The organism is Bacillus sp. JZ105 (genome assembly GCF_053903125.1).
Genome location: NZ_CP096387.1, coordinates 1,421,161 through 1,438,135 on the forward strand (window position 1 = coordinate 1,421,161; position 16,975 = coordinate 1,438,135).

Genomic DNA, 16,975 nt, shown 5'->3' on the forward strand with positions numbered 1-16,975 from the left:
TCATGAAGGCGAAAGCTTTATTTGTATATGGGACGCTTCTGCAGCATGAAGAGCACCACGAGTTGTATATGAAAGAAAGCAGGCCATTAGCTAAATCAGCTTGGATCAGCGGCAGAATCTATGATACAGGTCAAGGATACCCAGCGTGCGTGCTAGAAGAGAAAAGCACAGTATATGGAGAATTGTACGAGGTAACCGCAAGCACGCTGAATAAGATAGATTTACTTGAGGAAGGGTATGACAAGCAGGCGGTCGATGTCATGACAGACCAAGGGCTGGTGGCGGCTGTCACATACACTTTATCAAAGCAGAAGGCATCAGCGCTGAAGGAGATCGAGAGCGGCTGCTGGAAGGAATATAGACTGTGGCAGCAGAAGCCGGCATCCTTCTATTATTTTGCCTATGGCTCCTGTATGGATGATGCAAGATTTAAGCTGGCGGAAGTCGATCATTATTTTAAACAAATCGTCGGCGGCGGTGCACTGAACGGCTTTACAACTAGATTTACATTGGTAAGGCCTGATGGATCAAGAGCCGATATGGTAGAAGACGGCGGAGAAACAGAGGGCGTTTTATATGAGGTTCCTTTTGATGCCATTCGATATTTGTACAAACGAGAAGGCGTCTATAAGGGCACATATCGTCCAGCTTTTGTCGATGTCAAAATAGGTGATCACATATATGCGGACTGTTTAACCTTTCTAGTTCTTCAAAAGAGCGAAGAAATTGCTCCTCCAGGTCATTACCGCAGTGAAATTGAAAAAGGAGCAGATCTTTACTTAAGTGAAGCGTTCCGCAAAAAAATTCGCTCGCATATGGATTCATTAATCAAACCGTAGTAAAATGCATGGTAAGTGAGATAAAAGGAGTCTGAACATGAAAAAGGAATATGCAGTCATTGGTCTTGGACGCTTTGGCGGAAGTATTTGCAAGGCGCTGAGCGAAGAAGGACTTGAAGTCATGGCCATGGATATGAATGAAGATCGAGTGAACGAATACGCGAAAATTGCCTCACATGCGGTCATTGGTGATTCGACGGACGAATCTGTTTTAAAAAATCTTGGTATCCGCAATTTTGATCATGTCATCGTTGCGATTGGTGAAAACATTCAGGCCAGTATTTTAACGACGATTATGCTGAAAGAGCTTGGCGTCAAAACGGTCACAGTAAAAGCACAGAACGATTACCACGAAAAGGTACTAAATAAAATTGGGGCTGACCGCATCGTTCATCCAGAACGGGACATGGGCAGACGAATTGCACATAAAATCATCTCCAATAATGTATTAGATTATCTTGAGCTGTCAGATGAGTACAGCCTCATTGAAATCGTTGCCAACAGCAGGCTTGCAGGGCATTCTCTTTTAGATCTTGATATTAGAGCGAGATATGGCATTAATATTGTGGCGATTAAGCGGGGGAAAGAAGTGATTGTTTCACCGCTCGCAGATGAAATGATTCAAAAAGAAGATATTCTGATTGTCATCGGGGCAGTTGCCGATATCGGACGTTTTGAAAAACGAGAAATGCAGAACGACTATTAAACACTCCCTAAGCGGGGTGTTTTTTTATATGAATTTGTACACATGGGGTGGACAGTGAAGAGGAAAGAAGACTTTTAAAAGGGCTGTTTTGTTCTGCATAAAGAGCAAAATCCAATCATTATATTTTTCATGCAATTATCACTATTCAGAAATAAAAATCAGTCTTTTTATCTGGATGATTTTCTCTAAATGTCATTGACTGGGCAAACAGATTCGTTTACGATAAGAAACATTATATTGTTTACTTGGAGGAGGCAGTGTCGTTGGATAAGGAGCTTTTCAGACATCAAATTGAGGTAGCTGCAAAGAGAAAAAAAGCAGCCCTAGTGATTAAACATGCGAAGGTTATGGACGTGTTTAACCAGGAATGGCTAGACGCTGATGTCGCTGTTGAAAATGGACAAATAGTAGGGATTGGAGAGTACGAGGGGGAACAGGAGCTGGATGCAGCAGGTCAAATGCTTGTACCCGGTTTTATTGATGGCCACGTTCATATCGAGTCCTCTATGGTGACCCCTGCTGAATTCTCCAAAGCTGTCGTCCCGCGCGGTGTGACAACTGTCGTAACAGACCCGCATGAAATTGCCAATGTGTCAGGGATCACAGGCATCCGTTTTATGCTGGAAGAAGCGAGAAAAGCTGCCTTAAATATTTATTTCATGCTGCCATCCTGCGTACCGGCAGTTAGTTTTGAACGATCAGGTGCTGTTTTAAAAGCGAAAGATTTAAAGCCTTTGTATCAAGAGAAAGAGGTTCTTGGTCTTGCCGAGGTGATGGATTACGTCGGTGTGGAGCAGGCTGAAGAAGATATGCTTCAAAAACTGCTTGATGCTCAAAATGAGAATAAATTGATTGATGGTCATTTAGCAGGCTTAACGGACCGATTAATAAACGTTTACCGCACAGCTAGTGTCCAAACAGATCACGAGGTAACAACAGCCGGCGAAGCCCTTGAACGTGTAAAACGAGGCATGTATGTCATGCTGAGAGAAGGCTCTGTTGCCAAAAACGTGAAAAACGTTTTACCAGCTGTGAATGAAAAGAATGCGAGACGCTTTTTCTTTTGTACCGATGATAAACATTTAGATGATTTAATGGCTGAAGGAAGTATTGATGAACAAGTACGTATGTCTATAAAAGAAGGGTTAGACCCATTTTTAGCGTATCAAATGGGAAGTTTAAACGCAGCGGAGTGTTTTGGCCTCAAAACAAAGGGAGCCATTGCGCCAGGCTTTGATGCTGATTTTATGCTCGTCTCTGATCTTCATCAAGTAGACATCACCAGTGTATTTATTGCAGGAGAATTGGTAGCGCAGCATGGAGAGTACAAGCCAAGTGTCGAAAAAATTGCACCAAGTCCAGCCTTATTACAATCTGTTCATGCTATAGACGTTCAAGAGCAGGATCTGGCTCTGCCTATCACAGCTCATCAAAAAATGAATGTCATCCGCATTATTCCAAATCAGCTAGAAACAAAATTAGAACGCATCTCTCCATCAGAAACGAACGGACAATTCACTAGTGATACAGAAAGAGATGTATTAAAAATGGTGCTTGTTGAACGCCATCAAGGCTTATCTGAAATGGGGATAGGGGTTGTCAGCGGCTTTGGATTAGAAAAGGGCGCAATTGCAACAACGGTTGCGCATGATTCTCACAATTTAATTGCGGTTGGCACAAATGATGCTGATATCGTGAAAGCCATTGACGCATTAAAAGAAGCAGGGGGCGGTTTGACGGTTGTCAAAGAGGGCCAGTCTCTTCATACGCTGCCATTACCGATCTCTGGTTTACTTTCAGATCAGCCGGCACATCTTGTAAATGAAAGCCTTCATGCACTCCATGAAGCGTTGAAAGAAACAGGCTTTACTTTAGATTTTAATCCATTTTTGACGCTGTCCTTCTTGGCACTCCCAGTTATTCCTGATGTGAAAATGACGACAAAGGGTTTGTTTGATGTCAGAAGCTTCCAGCATCTCCCAATTCAATCATAAAAAATGAGAAACCGCATGTGTACCATGCGGTTTTTTCAATGAATGGTGAAAAAAGAGACACAGCCAAACGGCTTGTGTCTCTTTTTGTGATTATACTTCCATAATAATCGGTAAGATCATTGGACGGCGTCTTGTTTTTTCATAAAGGAAAGGTGCAAGGGTATCAGTAATTTCGTTCTTGATTTCGGACCACTGAGTTGTCTTACGTTCCATTACTTTTTCAAGATGCTTTGAAATTAAATCCTGTGCATCGTTGATCAGGTCTCCAGATTCTCTCATGTAGACAAAACCTCTTGAGATTAAATCAGGACCAGCAGAGATTTTGAATTCTTTCATGTCCATGCTGACGACTACTATGACAAGACCCTCTTCAGAAAGAATGCGGCGGTCTCTTAAAACGATGTTTCCGATATCACCAATACCGCTTCCATCGATATACACGTTGCCTGATGGAATTTTGCCAGCGACACTTGCTTCGTCACCTTTCAGTGCAAGAACTTCACCATTATCCATGATAAAGCAGTTTTCCTCAGGGATGCCGCAATCATTCGCAAGTTTGATATGCGTTTTTTGCATGCGGTATTCACCGTGAATCGGCATAAAGAATTTTGGTTTAATTAAACGGAGCATGAGTTTTTGTTCTTCTTGTCCGCCGTGACCAGATGTATGAATATTATTAAGCGAGCCATGAATGACCTCAGCACCTGCACGATAAAGCTGGTTAATGGTGCGGCTTACACTAATATTGTTACCTGGGATCGGTGAAGATGAGAAGACAACAGTGTCTCCAGGGTTAATGGAAATCTGGCGGTGGGTACCGTTCGCAATACGAGAAAGAGCTGCCATCGGTTCACCCTGGCTTCCAGTACAAAGAATGGTCACTTTGTTTGCCGGAAGGCGGTTGATTTCATTATGTTCAATAAACGTGTTTTTTGGACATTTAATATAGCCAAGATCTTGTCCAATATCAATAGCAGACTCCATACTGCGTCCAAATACAGCGACTTTTCTGCCGTTGGCAACAGCAGACTCAATCACTTGCTGAAGTCTGTGAATGTTTGAAGCGAACGTGGCGAAGATGATGCGTCCATCGACTTTTCTAAAGATGTCATCAATGCTTTCACCTACGCGTCTTTCAGACATCGTAAATTCTGGGATTTCACTGTTTGTACTATCAGATAAAAGACAAAGAACGCCTTCTTTTCCGATCTCAGCCATTTTGGTTAAATTGGCAGGCTCGCCAACAGGAGTAAAGTCAAACTTGAAATCACCTGTATGTACGATGTTACCAGGAGGTGTCTTGACGACAATTCCATAAGAATCTGGAATACTGTGAGTCGTTCTAAAGAAAGACACAGCTGTTTTTCTAAATTTAATGGTATCTTCTTCTTCAAAAATGTGAAGTTTTGTTTGTCTCAAGAGCCCATGCTCTTCCAATTTATTACGAAGTAGGCCGATTGCGAGTTTGCCGCCGTAAACTGGAATATTCACTTGCTTGAGAAGGTAAGGGATACCGCCGATGTGGTCTTCATGTCCGTGAGTGATGAAAAGACCTTTGATTTTATCTTCGTTTTTAACTAAATACGTATAGTCAGGGATGACGTAGTCAATTCCAAGAAGCTCGTCTTCAGGAAACTTAATACCTGCATCAATTAAAATGATTTCATCTTGAAATTGAACGCCATACGTGTTTTTACCGATCTCGCCTAAACCGCCGAGCGCAAAAACTGCCGCCTGATCGTTTTTAACAAATTTCATTCCTCTCATAGCTCCAATACTTTAAAATTTTCACTTTCTCGTTCATAGTCTAAAAAAGCACCGTCTACAGGCTGAATGAATTCAATGTTGTAGTTATGTTTTTTCAACTTATCGCGTACGTCTCTTTCAGAAACCGCTTCAACGTATAGTGAATCTGTGTGTTCTCTTACAGGTACCTCAGTAGTACTTGCCTGAAAAAATACCTTATATATCATCCAAATCTCTCCTTAAATACCGTATGTTACACTCGCTTATTCTATTATATTAAAAAAACGCGCATAAGAAAAGTCTCTGAGAAAAAAGGACCTTCGGCAAATGTGCGGAAGATCCCTTTAAGCAATCGATTTTTTACGAAGCATGTCCTTCCATTGTCTTCGAATTTTCTTACGCAGACGACGAAGCATCACATGCCGCCTCCTTTCGGGTTGAAGTAAGCATAACCAGCGTGTTCCGGTCTCTCTATATACTTGTATTATATGATGTTTCCAATGAATGTTACATGGTTATATGTGGGAAATGGGCGCTTTCAAAAGGAATTGGTTTCGAAAGTGGAAATCTTTCTGTATGATGAAAGGGAGTGTGTATACATAACGAAGGGCAGGAGGGCGAGATATGAATAAAAAAGTCATCTTCTTTGATATCGACGGTACTTTATATGACCATGATAAAAATATACCTGAGTCAACGAAGCGAGCGGTTCATTTATTAAAAGAAAAAGGCCATCATCTCTTTATTGCATCTGGGCGTTCTCCTTTTCTGATTCGGCCCATTTTAGAAGAATTAGGGCTTGACTCATTCATTGCTTATAACGGTCAGTATGTCATGTATGAGGGAGACGTTATTTACGGCAATCCGCTGAAGCAGGAGCTGATGGAGCGGATTTATGAGACAGCGGATCGTCATGATCATCCGCTTGTTTTTATGGGAGAAGAAACGATGAAGGCGTCTGTGCCGAATCATCCGTTTATCCATGAAGGAATCGGTACTTTAAAAACAGAGCATCCTGAGCACGATGTATCTTTCTTTAAAGAAAACGACATTTTTCAAATGCTGTTATTTTGTAAGGCGGAAGAGGAAGTGGAGTATAAGGCATTCCGCGAAGAAATTGACCTTGTCAGATGGCATGAGCTGTCAACAGATGTTCTGCCAAAAGGCGGATCAAAAGCTGAAGGAATCAAACGAGTCATCGAAAGACTTCCTTACGATCAAAAGGATACCATTGCCTTTGGAGACGGACTGAACGATAGAGAAATGATTTCGTTTGCTGGAACAGGCGTGGCGATGGGGAATGCTGTAAGTGAACTGAAAGCATTGGCTGATTTTGTGACAAAGCCTGTAGATGAGGACGGCATATTCCATGCAGTGACCCAGCTTGGCCTCATTGAAGAATAAAAAAGAAGACCCTTAGATCGCCGGGTCTTCTTTTTTATGTTATGATCTGCCGATCGCAACAGAGTTTTCTGGCTCAGCGAATGGCTGATCCTTTTGAATATGATCATAAAACATAATGCCATTTAAATGGTCAATTTCATGCTGAAAGACAATAGCGGGAAACCCTTTTAGACGGATATCAATGTCCTCTCCTTCAAGCGTAGTGGCCTTGACCCTGATTTTTTGATATCGAGGAACAAATCCAGGGATGGCTTCATCCACTGATAAGCAGCCTTCACCACTCGCTAAATAAGCTCTTTTGACTGAATGACTGACAATACGCGGGTTGAACAGAGCATAGCTGTATTCTTCTCCGTCTTCATCCTCACAGTGAACAGCGATCATTCGTTTACTAATATTGATTTGCGGAGCTGCCAATCCAACGCCGGGTCTTAGTCCGTATTTTTCAGCAATGTCAGCATCCTGACTGTTTTTGACGAATTCGATCATGTCAGCTAATTGCTGTTTTTCCTCTTCTGTCGGCGGGAGCTCGACCGCTTCAGCTGTTTGTCTTAAGACGGGATGTCCGTCCCTTACGATATCATCCATGGTAATCACAAAACTTCACTCCTATTTCCTTTGTATGTAAAGTATATAAAATGATACACAACATATGCAATGAAATAAAGAAGACCGGTCCTATGAGACCGGTCAGAGGCTTAAACAGCCTTAGCAGCAGCCACCGCCGCCTAAGAATGCTGCGCCAACGATAATTAATAGGATGAAAAGCACAACGATTAAAGCGAATGTACGTCCGCCGCCGTATCCGTATCCACCGCCATAACTTGGGTAACAACAGCCGCCGCCATATCCACCACCGAATCCATACCCGTAACCGCCGCCACCATACATACTTCCATGACTATAATTAGACATACTTTTGACCTCCTTTGGAAATACACTTGGCCTCTCATAAGTGAAGGCGAAGCGTGTAATATAAACTATGTATGAATGCACTATTTGTATAGTCATGCGCCTATTGCTTGAAAAAAATCTTCTCCGCCTCATCTGAACTGATCTCTTTCCTTGTCACAAACGTCTATAAAAATTATAGTGGTATGTGGAGATGTAAAGGGGGACCTTGTCATGAGACAGATGAAAAGAAGCATAAAAGCAGGTGCTGCTTTAGCGGGGATATGTACCCTTTTGCTGACAGGGTGCGGAGGTCAAAGTCCGTTCAATGATATGCAGGACGCGATGACGAAAATGAGTGAAAAAGAAGCATCCTTCGAAAAAGAGCAAGGTACACTGCAAAGCTATGAGGAAAAAGAGCAGAAGCTGTATAAAAAAATGATTCAAACAACAAAGGATCATACAAAAACAGTGGCAAGCCTTTCTGATCAGGCGTTAGCATCGGCAGCACAAAGAGAAGAACATTTAAAAACAGAAAAAGACAGTATGGATGAATCGAAAAAAGAATTGAAAACGGTAAAGGAATCTGCCGCACGATTGCAAGATGCGGAGTTAAAAGAGAAAGCAGATCAAACGGTCAAATCGCTCGAGAAACGATATGCGTCATATGATCAGCTTTACAAGGAGTATCAAAAGGCGCTGAAACAAGATCAGCATTTGTATCAATCTTTAAAGAAAAAGGATCTAGGATATGAAGAGCTGAAGTCAAAGCTGAAGACCGTGAATCGTTCATATAGCAAAGTCAGAAAAGAAAGCAAGAAGTTCAATCGATATACAGATCAATTGAATGATCATAAAAAGGCTTTGTACAAAGCAGCAGATCAAGAGTCGAAAAAGAGCTGAAAAACAGCTCTTTCAGCGTGTAGACAAACCCTCGCATTCGTTGTCAGTCCTGCGCGCAGGTGCTCACGAATGTCAAATTCGCTCCGCAAAAGTAGCCGTCCTTCCTAGACTGCAAAGGTTTTCTATCACGCTGAAAAGAAGACAAAGAGCTAAAATAAAAATCATTTTAGCCCTTTGTCAACAATCTGAAAGAGCTGAAAAACAGCTCTCAGACCGTAGACAAACCCCACTTTTACTTCAATTAAAAGTGGGGTTTTCACATTTTTTGATAAAAATATCATGTGTTTTACGCTGGACATGGTCCTTTCCATGTCCAGTTTGCTAGCTTTTTAAGGTTCATGGCAGCGAAAGTAAGCATCGCTTGCATTGAAACTTTTTTTAGTCCACGAAGTTTCGTCCAACGCATACCATGCTTTTCTTTGGCATCCGCAAAAACGCGTTCAATTGTTTCTTTCCGTTTTGCATAGATGCTCTTATTTATTTCAGTGAGTCTTAGGTTGTCTGCTTCATCTAGGTAATCCTGCCAAATATGCCGATGAATTTGTTTGGTATGATTTTGACTTTGTGTACAGTTATCTAAAAACGAGCAGGACTTACATACTTCTGAGTCGGACGCATATTGCTTATAGCCTTCTCTAGTTGTTGTACGATAGGAGAGAATTTGCCCGTTGGGGCAAATGTAACAATCAAAATATGCATCATACACGTATTCATTCTTTTTCAAATAACCAGCTTTTGTTTTTGGACGAGTGTAAGGCATGACTGGTCTTATCTCTTGATCCATTAAAAACTTAGCGATGTAAGGTGTTTTATATCCAGCATCTACTGCGACTACATTTGGTTTTCCGATTTTCTCTGTCACCTTTGATACGAGTGAATCTAACATACGACTATCATGAACATTGCCACCTGTGACCAGTGATCCTAGAATAAATCCTTTTGAATCACAAGCTGTATGAAATGAATAAGCAAATGACTTTTCACGTTCATCCTTTACATAGTAGCCACTCTCTGGGTCAGTTGTACTGACCTTGATTTCTTTTATTTCTTCTTTATTCTGAAGGGGTAAAGGCTTTTTTCCATGTTCTTCACGATCAATATTAATTTCCTCATGAAGCTGATTTTGATAACTTCTCGTCTCAACTCGAACGATTTTCTTTTCAAGTTTTTTCTTATTGGCATTCGCTTTGACATGTGTTGAATCAATGAAGGCGACAGAAGGGTCAACGAGGCCTTTTTTCATCGCTTCTCTTAAGATTCGATAAAAAATTTGTTCGAATAAATCTGTATCGTGGAAACGTCTCACGTAGTTTTTACCGAAGGTAGAAAAGTGCGGAATTTTCTCCGAAAATCCATACCCAATAAACCAACGATAAGCCACATTGGTTTCAATTTCTTTAATCGTTTGACGCATGGAGCGAATGCCAAATAGATATTGGATCAAAACCATTTTAATGAGAACAACGGGGTCCACACTTGGTCTGCCATTGTCGGAACTATAATGATCTTTGACAAGATCATAAACGAAGTCAAAATCGATTGCTTGATCTATTTTCCGTACAAGATGATCTTCAGGCACTAATTCATCTAATGCCACTACTTCTAATTGATTTCTTCTTTCTTCTTCACGTTTCGATAACATGTTCATCCCCCACAGAAATGTTAATACCCTTATTATACAAAAAAGCTTGTAGACTTTGTCTACAAGCTGAGAGCTGAAAAACAGCTCTTTTTTTATTTTTCGACAAAAACAAACATTTTCTATTGTAGTACAGTAGTACACTCTATACTAGTACAGATTAGGTTGTTTGTTAAACAGATTGATACAGTTCACCCTAAAAAGTAAAGCGAATACATTTATTTAAATAAAGCCGTTAAATCAATTGACGGACTATTTTTCTTGTTGTAAACTATTCCTTGTTAACAGAAGTTGTATTAGTTTTTTGTGAACTATCGTTAATACAGTTAGAAGGACTCAAAAACGAGTGGTCAACCAATGTTTCGACAACGATCTTAGTGGCTATTATATACAGGAGTCATATGAGTATTTTGGGTTATCCTATATCTGTATGTATAAATGGATTCACGACAAATGGACTGTTAAAAGAAAGGAAGAGGTGACTTTAGAATGGCTGCAAAAACAAAAAAAGCAATTGTTGATAGCAAAAAGCAATTTGATGCCATCAAAAAGCAGTTTGAAACGTTTCAAATTTTAAACGAAAAAGGCGAAGTCGTAAACGAAGCGGCAATGCCGGATCTTTCAGATGACCAATTAAAAGAATTAATGCGCCGTATGGTGTTTACACGAGTATTAGATCAACGTTCAATTTCATTGAACCGTCAAGGACGTCTTGGCTTCTATGCGCCAACAGCTGGACAAGAGGCTTCTCAGCTTGCAACTCACTTTGCACTTGAGAAAGAAGATTTCATTCTTCCAGGATATCGTGATGTACCACAATTAATCTGGCATGGTCTTCCGCTAACAAAAGCATTCTTGTTCTCTCGCGGACACTTTGTTGGTAACCAAATGCCTGAAGATGTGAATGCACTTTCACCGCAAATCATTATCGGTGCTCAAATCATTCAAGCTGCTGGTGTAGCTCTTGGTTTGAAAAAGCGCGGGAAAAAAGCTGTTGCAATCACTTACACTGGTGACGGTGGAGCTTCACAAGGTGATTTCTACGAAGGTATTAACTTTGCAGGGGCTTACAAAGCGCCAGCGATTTTTGTTGTCCAAAACAACAGATATGCGATCTCTACACCTGTTGAAAAGCAGTCTGCTGCACAAACAATTGCACAAAAAGCAGCTGCAGCTGGTATCGTAGGCGTACAAGTTGACGGTATGGATGCATTAGCTGTTTATGCAGCAACTGCTGAAGCTCGTGAGCGCGCTGTAAATGGTGAAGGTCCAACATTAATTGAAACTCTTACATTCCGTTACGGCCCACATACAATGGCTGGTGACGATCCAACAAGATATCGTACAAAAGAAGATGAAAACGAGTGGGAGCAAAAAGATCCATTGGTACGCTACCGCAAATTCTTGGAAAACAAAGGCCTATGGTCTGAAGAAGAAGAGAATAAAGTGATCGAAGATGCAAAAGAACAAATCAAACAAGCAATCAAAGAAGCTGACGAACAGCCTAAGCAAAAAGTCACTGACTTGATTGAAAACATGTACGATGTGAAACCATTCAACTTAGTTGAACAGCTTGAAATTTACAAACAGAAGGAGTCGAAGTAAGCCATGGCGCAAATGACAATGATTCAAGCGATCACTGATGCGTTACGCACAGAACTGAAAAATGACGAAAACGTTCTCGTTTTCGGAGAAGACGTTGGTAAAAACGGCGGCGTATTCCGTGCGACTGAAGGATTGCAAAAAGAGTTTGGTGAGGATCGTGTATTCGATACTCCACTTGCTGAATCTGGTATTGGCGGTCTTGCTATTGGCCTTGGACTACAAGAATTCCGCCCAGTAATGGAAATTCAATTCTTCGGATTCGTTTACGAAGTATTAGATTCTGTTTCTGGACAAATGGCTCGTATGCGTTACCGTTCTGGCGGACGCTGGAATTCTCCAGTGACAATCCGTTCTCCATTCGGCGGGGGAGTTCACACACCTGAGCTTCACGCTGACAGCTTAGAAGGTCTTATCGCACAACAGCCTGGTATCAAGGTTGTTATTCCTTCAACACCTTACGATGCAAAAGGACTTTTAATTTCTGCAATTCGTGACAACGATCCTGTAGTGTTCCTTGAGCATATGAAACTTTATCGTTCTTTCCGTCAGGAAGTTCCTGAAGAAGAGTACACAATTGAAATCGGTAAAGCTGACGTGAAACGTGAAGGTTCCGACCTTTCAATCATCACTTACGGTGCAATGGTTCACGAATCACTAAAAGCTGCTGAAGAGCTAGAAAAAGAAGGCGTTTCTGCTGAAGTGATCGACCTTCGCACAGTAAGCCCGCTTGATATTGAAACAATCATCGCTTCTGTTGAAAAAACAGGCCGTGCGATCGTTGTTCAAGAAGCACAAAAACAAGCTGGTATTGCTGCAAACGTAGTAGCTGAAATCAATGACAGAGCGATCCTTAGCTTGGAAGCACCAGTACTTCGTGTAGCTGCACCTGATACTGTATTTGCTTTCTCTCAAGCTGAGAGCGTATGGCTTCCAAACCATAAAGATGTACTTGAAACAGCGAAGAAAGTTCTTGAATTTTAATTAAATGACAGAGGGGAAAAGAATTTATTTCTCTTCCCCTTTATCAATTACATGACCGTGTAAATATACACAACAAGGGTTCAACAAAATCTAGGAGGCGAAAAACAGTGGCATTTGAATTTAAACTTCCGGACATCGGAGAAGGTATCCACGAAGGTGAGATCGTTAAGTGGTTTGTTAAACCAAACGACGAAATCAATGAAGATGACGTTTTAGCAGAGGTACAAAATGATAAAGCAGTTGTAGAAATTCCTTCACCTGTTAAAGGAAAAGTATTAGAATTAAAAGTTGAAGAGGGAACAGTTGCAACTGTAGGACAAACAATCATTACGTTTGATGCACCTGGTTACGAAAATCTTCAATTTAAAGGCAGCGAAGAAGAAGGCGAAGCAAAAACTGAAGCTCAAGTACAAGGTACTGCTGAAGCTGGTAACGAGCCAGAGAAGAAAGAAGTAGCACAAGAAGAAGCGGCAGCAGCAACTGGTGCAGGCGCACAAGAGCAAGTAGACGCTGATCCAAACAAACGCGTGATCGCTATGCCATCTGTACGTAAATATGCTCGCGAAAAAGGCGTTGAAATTTACAAAGTTGCAGGTTCTGGTAAAAACGGCCGTGTGTTAAAAGAAGATATCGACAGCTTCGTTAATGGTGGTTCTGCAGCTCAAGAAGCAGCACCTCAAGCAGCTGAAAGTGCGAAAGAAGAAGCAGCTCCAAAAGCGGCAGCAGCTCCAGTTCTTGAAGGAGAATTCCCAGAAACTCGCGAGAAAATGAGCGGAATCCGCAAAGCAATCGCAAAAGCAATGGTGAACTCTAAGCATACAGCTCCTCACGTAACATTAATGGATGAAGTTGATGTAACAAACCTTGTTGCACATCGTAAACAATTCAAACAAGTTGCAGCTGATCAAGGAATCAAGTTAACTTACTTGCCTTACGTTGTAAAAGCTCTAACTTCTGCTTTGAAAAAGTACCCAGTACTTAACACTTCTATCGATGATAAAACAGATGAAGTTGTTCAAAAGCATTACTACAACATCGGAATTGCAGCTGACACTGAAAAAGGCTTGCTAGTTCCAGTTGTGAAAAATGCAGATCGCAAAGCGATTTTCGAAGTTTCTAACGAAATCAATGAGCTTGCAACAAAAGCACGTGATGGTAAATTGGCTCCAGCTGAAATGAAAGGTGCATCTTGCACAATCACAAACATCGGTTCTGCTGGTGGACAATGGTTTACTCCAGTCATCAACCACCCAGAAGTAGCGATCCTTGGTATTGGCCGTATCGCTGAAAAAGCGGTTGTTCGTGATGGCGAAATCGTTGCAGCTCCTGTCTTAGCTCTTTCCCTAAGCTTTGACCACCGTATGATTGACGGAGCTACTGCGCAAAATGCCCTTAACCACATCAAGCGTTTATTGAATGATCCACAATTAATTTTAATGGAGGCGTAATGTCATGGTAGTAGGAGATTTCCCAATCGAAACAGATACTCTTGTCATCGGTGCAGGTCCTGGTGGATATGTAGCTGCTATTCGTGCTGCACAGCTTGGACAAAAAGTAACAATCGTTGAAAAAGGAACACTTGGCGGTGTATGTCTAAACGTTGGCTGTATCCCTTCAAAAGCATTAATCAATGCTGGCCATCGTTTTGAAAATGCTAAGCATTCTGAAGACATGGGTATCAAAGCTGAAAACGTAACAGTTGATTTCACAAAAGTTCAAGAGTGGAAAGCTTCTGTTGTTAATAAGTTAACAGGTGGAGTTCAAGGTCTTCTTAAAGGAAATAAAGTAGACATCGTCAAAGGTGAAGCTTATTTCGTAGACAGCAACTCTGTACGTGTAATGGATGATAATTCAGCACAGACTTACACGTTCAAAAATGCAATTCTTGCAACTGGATCTCGTCCTATTGAATTGCCTACTTTTAAATACACAGACCGCGTGATCAACTCAACTGGTGCTTTAGCGCTTAAAGAAGTACCTAAAAAGTTAGTTGTTATCGGTGGTGGATACATCGGTACTGAGCTTGGTACTGCTTATGCAAACTTTGGAACAGAAGTTGTGATCCTTGAAGGTGGAGACGAAATCCTTCCAGGTTTCGAAAAGCAAATGAGCTCATTGGTTAAACGTAACCTGAAGAAAAAAGGAAACGTTGAAATCCATACAAACGCTCTTGCAAAAGGCGTTGAAGAAAAATCTGATGGTGTCACTGTTACGTTCGAAGTAAAAGGTGAAGAAAAAACAGTTGATGCTGATTACGTACTTGTGACTGTTGGTCGTCGTCCAAACACGGATGAGCTTGGTCTTGAGCAAGTTGGTGTTGAATTGACTGACCGCGGAGTTGTCAAAACAGACAAACAATGCCGTACAAGCGTATCTAACATCTATGCAATTGGTGACATCGTTGATGGACCACCACTTGCTCACAAAGCTTCTTACGAAGGTAAAATTGCAGCTGAAGCAATCGCTGGAGAGCCAGCTGAAATTGATTACCTTGGTATTCCTGCTGTTGTATTCTCTGAGCCAGAACTTGCAACTGTTGGATACACTGAAGCAGAAGCAAAAGCAGAAGGAATCGAAATCGTTGCAGCGAAATTCCCATTCGCAGCGAACGGACGTGCACTTTCTCTTGATGCAACTGATGGCTTCATGAAAATGATCACTCGTAAAGAGGATGGTCTAGTTATCGGTGCACAAATCGCAGGTGTTGGCGCTTCTGATATGATTTCAGAGCTTAGCCTTGCAATCGAAGCTGGAGTGACTGCTGAAGATATCGCTATGACAATTCACGCTCACCCAACATTAGGTGAAATTACAATGGAAACGGCTGAAGTAGCAATCGGAAGCCCAATCCACATCGTAAAATAATGAAACCTATAAACCCTCTCCTTGATGGAGAGGGTTTTTTGGCGTTGGAACTCCATATGAAAAACCCCTCATGTGGGGGACTGACCCCATAAAGTGAGACAAATAAAAACACCTTTAAATTGAAAAATCGGGTATAGCATATCTGAAAACAATTTGGAGGTGTTTTTTGTATGGGAAAAAGAGTTAGTTATCCGATTAGTGTAAAAGAAGAGGCCGTTCAAATGAGGTTAGCTGGAATCCCGACAAAAGAAATCATGGACAAGTTAGGAATTAAGAATAGAACACAAGTGAAAACGTGGATGAAATGGTATCGCGAGGGTGAAATCCATCGATTTCATCAACCAGTTGGAAAGCAGTATACCTACGGGAAAGGACCAGAATATCAAAATGAGAACGAGAAGTTGAAAACAGAAAATCTTTATTTAAAGCAACAAATTGACCTATTAAAAAAGTATATAGAATGGGAAAGGAAGTGAAAAAAGAAGCATTCGTGTCGATTTATGATGCGGTAAAAGACACAGTAAGTGTAAGTGCATTCTGTCAGATGTTTGAGCTCGCAAGATCAACATTTTATCGTTGGAAAAAACAAGATCTCCTGCCAAAACAGCAAGTGTTAATTGACCTCATATCGTCGCTTTGTGAGTCACACCAATATACGTACGGTTATCGTAAAATAACGGCCCTACTGCGAAAAGAAAGGAGAATAAATCATAAGACAGTACAACGCATTATGCAAACCTACGGTTTACAGTGTCGTGTGAAAATAAAAAAGCGTAAACAGACTGGTCAACCTTACTATATTACAGAAAATCACTTAAAACAGGATTTTACTGCGACAAAGCCACTTGAAAAACTGGTGACAGATATAACGTATTTGCCATTTGGTCAAAAACCACTTTATCTATCCAGCATAAAAGATTTGTATACTAGTGAGATTGTGGCTTATACGATTGGTGATAAACAGGATGTTTCTCTTGTTTTAGATACATTGAAGCAGTTACAGACATTACCTAAAGGCTGCGTACTTCATAGTGATCAAGGTTCGGTCTACACTTCTTATGCTTATCAAAAGGAGATAAAGGAAAAAAGCATTACCATGAGCATGTCCCGGAAGGGAATGCCCGCTGATAATGCCCCCATAGAATCCTTCCACTCCAGTTTAAAAACAGAAGGATTCTATCTCCACCACCTGACAAACACTACAACAGCCATTGTAGAAAAAACGGTCAGGGAGTATATTGATTATTATAACAATATCCGAATTCAATTGAAATTAAACAGCCAGTCACCAAAAGAGTTTCGGCAACTGGCTGTTTTATAAAGGTGTTTTGATCCCTGTCTCAAAAACGGGGGTCAGTCCCTGGTGAGGGGGTTTTTTATATGAATATATAAGTGCAAGGTA

15 protein-coding genes are annotated in these 16,975 nt (G+C 41.1%); 10 read left to right on the forward strand and 5 right to left on the reverse strand.

Features of this window, described 5'->3' with window-relative positions; genetic code table 11:
* The first annotated feature begins 2 nt into the window (after positions 1–2).
* From M1D81_RS07245 to ade, 3 genes are all read left to right on the forward strand, one after another.
* Complete coding sequence (locus M1D81_RS07245; protein WP_456265172.1) at positions 3–839, forward strand: gamma-glutamylcyclotransferase; 837 nt, start codon at positions 3–5, stop codon at positions 837–839.
* A 37-nt stretch (positions 840–876) separates the two neighbouring features.
* Positions 877–1,545 (forward strand): potassium channel family protein, encoded by a 669-nt coding sequence (locus tag M1D81_RS07250; RefSeq protein WP_456265171.1) that lies wholly within the window; start codon positions 877–879, stop codon positions 1,543–1,545.
* A 263-nt stretch (positions 1,546–1,808) separates the two neighbouring features.
* A complete protein-coding gene (gene ade / locus M1D81_RS07255; protein ID WP_456265170.1) occupies positions 1,809–3,539 on the forward strand; it encodes an adenine deaminase in 1,731 nt (576 codons plus the stop codon).
* A gap of 90 nt (positions 3,540–3,629) precedes the next feature.
* Here the strand turns inward: ade and rnjA are convergent, their stop codons facing one another.
* Complete coding sequence (rnjA, locus tag M1D81_RS07260) at positions 3,630–5,297, reverse strand: ribonuclease J1 (RefSeq protein WP_012009818.1); 1,668 nt, start codon at positions 5,295–5,297, stop codon at positions 3,630–3,632.
* Positions 5,298–5,302: 5 nt separating this feature from the next.
* Complete coding sequence (locus tag M1D81_RS07265; RefSeq protein ID WP_008345114.1) at positions 5,303–5,512, reverse strand: DNA-dependent RNA polymerase subunit epsilon; 210 nt, start codon at positions 5,510–5,512, stop codon at positions 5,303–5,305.
* A 397-nt stretch (positions 5,513–5,909) separates the two neighbouring features.
* Between M1D81_RS07265 and M1D81_RS07270 the strand changes: the two genes are divergently transcribed.
* Complete coding sequence (locus M1D81_RS07270) at positions 5,910–6,689, forward strand: Cof-type HAD-IIB family hydrolase (protein ID WP_024426890.1); 780 nt, start codon at positions 5,910–5,912, stop codon at positions 6,687–6,689.
* Positions 6,690–6,728: 39 nt separating this feature from the next.
* Here M1D81_RS07270 and def read toward each other — a convergent pair whose 3' ends face one another.
* Positions 6,729–7,286, reverse strand: a complete 558-nt coding sequence (def, locus tag M1D81_RS07275) for a peptide deformylase (RefSeq protein ID WP_172881619.1) — start codon at positions 7,284–7,286, stop codon at positions 6,729–6,731.
* 111 nt (positions 7,287–7,397) lie between these two features.
* Positions 7,398–7,580, reverse strand: coding sequence for a YjcZ family sporulation protein (locus M1D81_RS07280; RefSeq protein ID WP_456267147.1), 183 nt, complete (start codon positions 7,578–7,580; stop codon positions 7,398–7,400).
* Positions 7,581–7,814: 234 nt separating this feature from the next.
* On the opposite strand from M1D81_RS07280, the gene M1D81_RS07285 reads away from it, so the two are divergent.
* Positions 7,815–8,483, forward strand: coding sequence for a YkyA family protein (locus tag M1D81_RS07285; RefSeq protein ID WP_456265169.1), 669 nt, complete (start codon positions 7,815–7,817; stop codon positions 8,481–8,483).
* Positions 8,484–8,769: 286 nt separating this feature from the next.
* Here the strand turns inward: M1D81_RS07285 and M1D81_RS07290 are convergent, their stop codons facing one another.
* Positions 8,770–10,125 carry an IS1182-like element ISBpu1 family transposase gene (locus M1D81_RS07290; RefSeq protein WP_456265168.1) on the reverse strand — a complete coding sequence of 452 codons (1,356 nt, stop codon included), beginning with the start codon at positions 10,123–10,125 and terminating at the stop codon, positions 8,770–8,772.
* Between the two features lie 486 nt (positions 10,126–10,611).
* Here M1D81_RS07290 and pdhA point away from each other — a divergent pair, with 486 nt between their 5' ends.
* The 5 genes from pdhA (at position 10,612) to M1D81_RS07315 (ending at position 16,894) form a co-directional block, all read left to right on the forward strand.
* A complete protein-coding gene (gene pdhA, locus M1D81_RS07295; protein WP_024424754.1) occupies positions 10,612–11,727 on the forward strand; it encodes a pyruvate dehydrogenase (acetyl-transferring) E1 component subunit alpha in 1,116 nt (371 codons plus the stop codon).
* A gap of 3 nt (positions 11,728–11,730) precedes the next feature.
* Entirely contained in the window at positions 11,731–12,708 is a 978-nt protein-coding gene (gene pdhB / locus M1D81_RS07300; RefSeq protein ID WP_203129765.1) for a pyruvate dehydrogenase complex E1 component subunit beta, read from the forward strand.
* A gap of 107 nt (positions 12,709–12,815) precedes the next feature.
* Positions 12,816–14,156, forward strand: a complete 1,341-nt coding sequence (locus tag M1D81_RS07305; RefSeq protein ID WP_024426891.1) for a dihydrolipoamide acetyltransferase family protein — start codon at positions 12,816–12,818, stop codon at positions 14,154–14,156.
* Positions 14,157–14,160: 4 nt separating this feature from the next.
* A complete protein-coding gene (lpdA, locus tag M1D81_RS07310) occupies positions 14,161–15,573 on the forward strand; it encodes a dihydrolipoyl dehydrogenase (RefSeq protein ID WP_024426892.1) in 1,413 nt (470 codons plus the stop codon).
* 170 nt (positions 15,574–15,743) lie between these two features.
* Positions 15,744–16,894 (forward strand): IS3 family transposase gene (locus tag M1D81_RS07315; RefSeq protein ID WP_456265167.1). Its coding sequence is split into 2 segments (ribosomal slippage): positions 15,744–16,014 and positions 16,014–16,894, totalling 1,152 coding nucleotides; the frame shifts between segments, so codons are not numbered across the junction.
* Positions 16,895–16,975: the final 81 nt, after the last annotated feature.

Excerpts from the sequence above, each read along its gene's own strand:
- M1D81_RS07245 (WP_456265172.1), top strand. The coding sequence starts at position 3 with ATGAAGGCGAAAGCTTTATTTGTATATGGGACGCTTCTGCAGCATGAA.
- M1D81_RS07250 (WP_456265171.1), top strand. The coding sequence starts at position 877 with ATGAAAAAGGAATATGCAGTCATTGGTCTTGGACGCTTTGGCGGAAGT.
- rnjA (WP_012009818.1), bottom strand. The coding sequence starts at position 5,297 with ATGAAATTTGTTAAAAACGATCAGGCGGCAGTTTTTGCGCTCGGCGGT.
- M1D81_RS07265 (WP_008345114.1), bottom strand. The coding sequence starts at position 5,512 with ATGATATATAAGGTATTTTTTCAGGCAAGTACTACTGAGGTACCTGTA.
- M1D81_RS07270 (WP_024426890.1), top strand. The coding sequence starts at position 5,910 with ATGAATAAAAAAGTCATCTTCTTTGATATCGACGGTACTTTATATGAC.
- M1D81_RS07280 (WP_456267147.1), bottom strand. The coding sequence starts at position 7,580 with ATGTATGGTGGCGGCGGTTACGGGTATGGATTCGGTGGTGGATATGGC.
- M1D81_RS07285 (WP_456265169.1), top strand. The coding sequence starts at position 7,815 with ATGAGACAGATGAAAAGAAGCATAAAAGCAGGTGCTGCTTTAGCGGGG.
- M1D81_RS07290 (WP_456265168.1), bottom strand. The coding sequence starts at position 10,125 with ATGTTATCGAAACGTGAAGAAGAAAGAAGAAATCAATTAGAAGTAGTG.
- pdhA (WP_024424754.1), top strand. The coding sequence starts at position 10,612 with ATGGCTGCAAAAACAAAAAAAGCAATTGTTGATAGCAAAAAGCAATTT.
- pdhB (WP_203129765.1), top strand. The coding sequence starts at position 11,731 with ATGGCGCAAATGACAATGATTCAAGCGATCACTGATGCGTTACGCACA.
- lpdA (WP_024426892.1), top strand. The coding sequence starts at position 14,161 with ATGGTAGTAGGAGATTTCCCAATCGAAACAGATACTCTTGTCATCGGT.